Below are 4811 nucleotides of genomic sequence, written 5' to 3' on the forward strand. Positions count from 1 at the left end.
ACTGGTCGGCTCCGATCCGAAACCCGGCTCTCCGCGCGGTTTCCGCCTTTCTTTTTTTAAACAGCGTACGCTCGGGCGGCCGCGACGAGCGCCTTCCGGTAGTCACTCTCCGAGGGGTCGGGGCCGAGCGCGAGGAAGCGCTTCTTGAACGCGTCGACGTCGACGGCGTCGGTGTCGCTGCCGGCCGCGCGCGAGAGGTCGTAGATGCGGTGGTCCGGGCCGGCGATGTCGTGGCGCTCGACCAGGGCGAGCGCGAACGCGGCGTTGACCGCGGTGATCTCCGGGTCGGCGCCGGCCGTGACCGGCTGGGTGCCGTCCCGCGAGACCTGGGGGCGGTCGGCGACGGCGGCGGCGAGGGTCGACTCGAGGAACCCGAGGAGCTTGTCCGCAGGCGCGACCGAGAGCGTGATGTCGTCCGCGTAGATGTCCTTCATGTGATTCGCGATCTGGTAGCAGTGCGCGAGCTTGCGTCGTTCCACCGTCTCGCCGGCGAGGCCGAGGTACAGCGCCTCTTCGGTCGACTGGAGGTGGGAGGCGTGCCCCTCCTCGTAGCGGGCCATGTGCGAGAGCTCGTGGACGGCCAGCTCGCGGGCCATCGCGCTGGTGGCGGCGCGTTTCGAGACGTTCAGGACGTGGTAGCCGTCGTAGTGGCCGGCCCAGGTCCGCTCGTCCGGGTCCTCGCGCACCTTCACGTGGACGGGGTCGTCGAGGGAGCACTCAGTCTCGAACAGGTCGGCGGCGCCGAGAAACGGGTCGGGGGGGACATCCCCCTGCACGCGGAGATCCATGCCTACAGTTCACACGGGTGGGGCGGGTAAGTCTCTTGCGCCCGTCGAAGCCTTTTGCCGCCGCGCCGCGAACGCCGACCCATGGACACGCGCGTCTACGCGGGCTACGACGACGGGATCCGGGTCGTCGACCCCGAGACGGGGGCGGTCTCGCTCCGGCTGGCGGACCGCGCGGTCGAGTGCCTCTCGGTCGTTCCGGACGCTGGGTCCGCCGGCGCGGGGTCAGGCGACGGCGAGGGTCCCGCCTCCGGAAGCCCCGTCGACGCCCGGGTGCTCGTCGGGACGTCCGGCGCGGGGCTGTTCCGGTCCGTGGACGGCGGCGACTCCTTCGAGCGCGTCGCCGCCGCGACCCTCGGTCCCGGCGGGTCCGGCCCGGAGGCCGTCACCGCGGTCGCGACGAGCCCGCACGACCCCGCCGTCGTCTGGGTCGGCACGGAGCCCTCCCGGGCGTACCGGTCGACGGACGGCGGGGTGACCGCCGAGCGACTCGAGGGGCTGACCGACGTGCCCTCCGCGTCCGAGTGGTCGTTCCCCCCGCGGCCCGACACCCACCACGTTCGGTGGATCGAGCCGTGCCCGGCCGATCCCGAGCGGTGGTTCGTCGGGATCGAGGCCGGGGCGCTGGTCGTCACCCCCGACGGCGGCGAGTCGTGGACCGATCGCCCCGAGGGCTCGCGTCGAGACACCCACGCGCTCGCGACCCACCCGGACGCCCCGGACCGGGTGTACGCGGCCGCGGGCGACGGGTTCGCGGAGAGCGACGACCGCGGCGACTCGTGGCGAGTCGTCGACCGCGGGCTCGATCACCGGTACGTCTGGGGGCTCGCGGTCGACCCGGGCGACCCGGAGACGGCGCTCGTGAGCGCGGCGGCGGGCGCGGCGGCGGCGCACCGTCGCGACGGGGCGTCCCTCTACCGGCGGACGCCGGGGTCGCCCGCCGCCGGGGACGACCGAGGCGGTGAGGCCTCGCGGTCGACTCCGGGCTTCGAACGACTCGACGACCGGGGGATCCCGACCGGCGAGGGAACGTACCGGGCGGTCCTCGCGAGCGGGCGGACCGGCGGGACGCTCTGGGCGGTACACAACGAGGGGCTCTACCGGACTCGAGACGCCGGGGAATCGTTCGAACGGGTCCCCGCGGACCTGCCGGCGTCCCTCGCGCGGGCGCTCGCGGTGAGGTAAGGGAGAGGGCGGCGCCGTCGGCTCCGGCGTTACTCCCGGACTGCGCCGACGACCAGGTAGACGATCGGGGTGTCGAGGACGGCGATCGCGAGCTTGAGGAGGTACTGGCCGAGACCGAGCGCGAGGAGGACGCTCCCCGGGAGGGGGTTCCCGACGCCGAGCAGGGTCGGGGCGGCGTAGAACGCGACGCCGACGAAGATCGCGGTGTCGATGGCCTGACTGCTGGCGGTCGACGCGAGGTTGCGCAGCCACAGCATGCGACGGCCGGTGCGGTCGCGGATCGCGTGGAAGACGAACACGTCCCAGTTCTGGCTCACGACGTACGCGAGCAGGCTCCCGGCGACGACGTTGGCCGCGGGGCCGAGGGCGGTGTCGAAGGCGGCGGCGACCTCGGGGTCGATCCCGGGCGCGGCGAGGGTCGACCAGACCAACGCGAGGACGAGGAAGTTCGCGACGAACGCGACGTTGACGACCACCTGCGTGGCGCGGCGGCCGTACAGCTCGGCGTAGCAGTCGGACGCGAGGAACGTCAGCGCGTACGCGAGGGCGGCGCCCGGCAGCGTGATCTCGGGGCCGACCACCGGCAGCGCGACCGGGATCGGCAGAGCGATCACCTTCGCGGCGGTGAGCTGGGCGGTCGCCAGGGCGACGACGAACAGCGTGATCAGCCCGACGGCCGCCACCGCGGCGCGGTCCAGCGGGTCGACCGCGAAGGGGCCTCCCCCGCCGGCCCGCGCCGTCCCCTCACTCATGATCGGGCCCCGACGCGCGCTCGCCGGACTCGTCGTCGAGCCGGTCGTGGCGGGCGTCGATCTCGTCGAGCACGTCGAGGGTCTTGCGGATCGACGCGCGGACGGCATCGCTGCGGTTCACGAACTTCCCGTCGTCGCCGACGTGGTCGTCGAGGTCCTCGAGCAGCTCGCCCGGGATCTCGACGCTTATCTTGGGCATACCGCGTCGTCTACGCCGGATTTATAAGAGCGTTCTTATTCGAGGATTCTCTCTAGAATATCTGTGCAAGAGTCGGTCGGTCGGCTCACTGCGATAACGCGTCGTCTCGCGGCCTCGCGAGCGTCGCCGTCGCCGGTGATCGCCGTCGGTCGCGCTCCGAGCGGCTCGCGGTCGTCGGCCTCGATCGCACCTGCCCCGACACGCGGGCCGCGTTCGCGGTGTGTGCCTCTGCGGGTCTCGGGTGTCGATCGCGGGCGAGCGAACGCGCGAGTCGCCGTCGACGCGCGAACCGCCGCGAATCTGCGGCGCTCCGGCGTCGAGAGGGAGCGTGCGGCGCGGCCGGACGCAATCCCCTACCCGGGGCGGTGGCGTCGGCGGCGGAAACCGCCGCCGACTGCCGACGAGAGGTTCGCTCTCGCGCTGCGCCCGACCGCGCCCCGTGACAGCCTACGTCGCCGAGAGCCCTAAATACCCGGCGGATGGGCGGCGCCGACGCACAGTTGGCCTCCCGCCCCCACCGCGTGCGAGCGTTGCCGACCTTCACCTAGTCTCGCTGACAGCGGTGGCCACGCTCTCGACCGAGCGGCCGCACGGACGGACACGCTCAACTGAACCGCGAGCCGGACTCGAGGGCTCCCGACGATCGCTGACGTCCCGGCTCTCGGCGCGTCGTGGTCGATACACCGGCGGCCCGGCCGCAGTACGAGCTGAGTGCCACCGACCCCCACGCGAACGCCGTAGCGAAGCGGTTAAGGGCGAACCGCGGGAACTACGGACAACTCGCTGGTGCGGACACAGCGGGCACTCGCCGCCGGGGCCGGGTTCGACGCCGCGATGGCCGTCGACGTCGCGCCCCGGGACGAGACGACATGTGGCCGCTTCGCGGCTGAATCGCAACCGTCCGCGGACAACATATGGCACGAAGCTTCTACTCGCACATCAAGGAGGCGTGGCGGTCCCCCAAGGAGGGGAAACTGGCAGAGCTGCAGTGGCAGCGCAAACAGGAGTGGCGCGACGAGGGCGCCATCGAGCGCATCGAGCGCCCCACTCGCCTGGACAAGGCCCGCGAGCTGGGCTACAAGGCGAAGCAGGGCGTCGTCGTCGCCCGCGTGAGCGTCCGCAAGGGCGGCTCGCGCAAGCAGCGACACAAGGCCGGCCGCCGCTCGAAGCGGCAGGGCGTCAACCGGCTCTCGCGCCGCAAGTCGATCCAGCGCATCTCGGAGGAGCGCGCCTCGCGCAAGTACCGGAACCTCCGCGTGCTCAACTCCTACTGGGTCGGCGAGGACGGCTCCCAGAAGTGGCACGAAGTGATCCTGGTGGACCCGAACCACCCCGCGATCGAGAACGACGGCGACCTCGGCTGGATCGCCTCGGACGACCACAAGGGGCGCGCCTTCCGCGGGCTCACCTCCGCCGGCACCAAGGGTCGCGGCCAGCGCACGCGCGGGAAGGGCACGGAGAAGACCCGCCCGAGCGTCACCGGCAACGACCGTCAGGGCAAGTAAGCCGCCGCGGTTCCGACCCCGACCGACTTCTCTTCGTTTATCAGTCGTGTAGTGGCGATGCCGGCGAAGAGCACCTTGCAATCGTGATCGACACCTCCCCGGTGGATCCCTCTAACGCCCTATTCGTTCACTTATAACTGGTTGCTGACGGTGGCTCGACGGTGAACACCTTCAAATCCCCAGCCGCGACGACTTGCGCGACTCGCTGCGCGCTTCAGTCGCTCGCTGCGCTCGCTTCTTCCAGTGCTTGCGTCGTCGGGCTTCGTCCTCACGGCAGCGAGGCGCTTCGCGCCTCTGGTCGCCGGCGGCGTTGCCGCCGGCGACCGCCCCTTTGAGTCCTACCCACCCGCAACCGCCCCGCACCTCACGCCTCCCCAGCCTCGTC

General features: G+C 71.8%; 5 protein-coding genes. 2 read left to right on the forward strand and 3 right to left on the reverse strand.

What is annotated here, in order from left to right:
• Positions 1-56: 56 nt before the first annotated feature.
• Positions 57-788 (reverse strand): DUF5781 family protein, encoded by a 732-nt coding sequence (locus C468_RS11105; protein WP_008848983.1) that lies wholly within the window; start codon positions 786-788, stop codon positions 57-59.
• 81 nt (positions 789-869) lie between these two features.
• Between C468_RS11105 and C468_RS11110 the strand changes: the two genes are divergently transcribed.
• On the forward strand, positions 870-1970 hold the full coding sequence (locus tag C468_RS11110; protein ID WP_008848984.1) for a WD40/YVTN/BNR-like repeat-containing protein: 1101 nt from the start codon (positions 870-872) through the stop codon (positions 1968-1970).
• Between the two features lie 29 nt (positions 1971-1999).
• Here C468_RS11110 and C468_RS11115 read toward each other — a convergent pair whose 3' ends face one another.
• Positions 2000-2722 (reverse strand): queuosine precursor transporter, encoded by a 723-nt coding sequence (locus tag C468_RS11115; protein WP_008848985.1) that lies wholly within the window; start codon positions 2720-2722, stop codon positions 2000-2002.
• Positions 2715-2921 carry a ribbon-helix-helix domain-containing protein gene (locus C468_RS11120; protein WP_008848986.1) on the reverse strand — a complete coding sequence of 69 codons (207 nt, stop codon included), beginning with the start codon at positions 2919-2921 and terminating at the stop codon, positions 2715-2717. Before C468_RS11120 ends, C468_RS11115 begins: the two co-directional genes overlap by 8 nt.
• Before the next feature lie 914 nt (positions 2922-3835).
• On the opposite strand from C468_RS11120, the gene C468_RS11125 reads away from it, so the two are divergent.
• Complete coding sequence (locus tag C468_RS11125; protein WP_008005127.1) at positions 3836-4426, forward strand: 50S ribosomal protein L15e; 591 nt, start codon at positions 3836-3838, stop codon at positions 4424-4426.
• The last annotated feature ends 385 nt before the right edge of the window (positions 4427-4811 follow it).

It is taken from the genome of Halorubrum kocurii JCM 14978, assembly GCF_000337355.1.
Taxonomy (GTDB): Archaea; Halobacteriota; Halobacteria; order Halobacteriales; family Haloferacaceae; genus Halorubrum; species Halorubrum kocurii.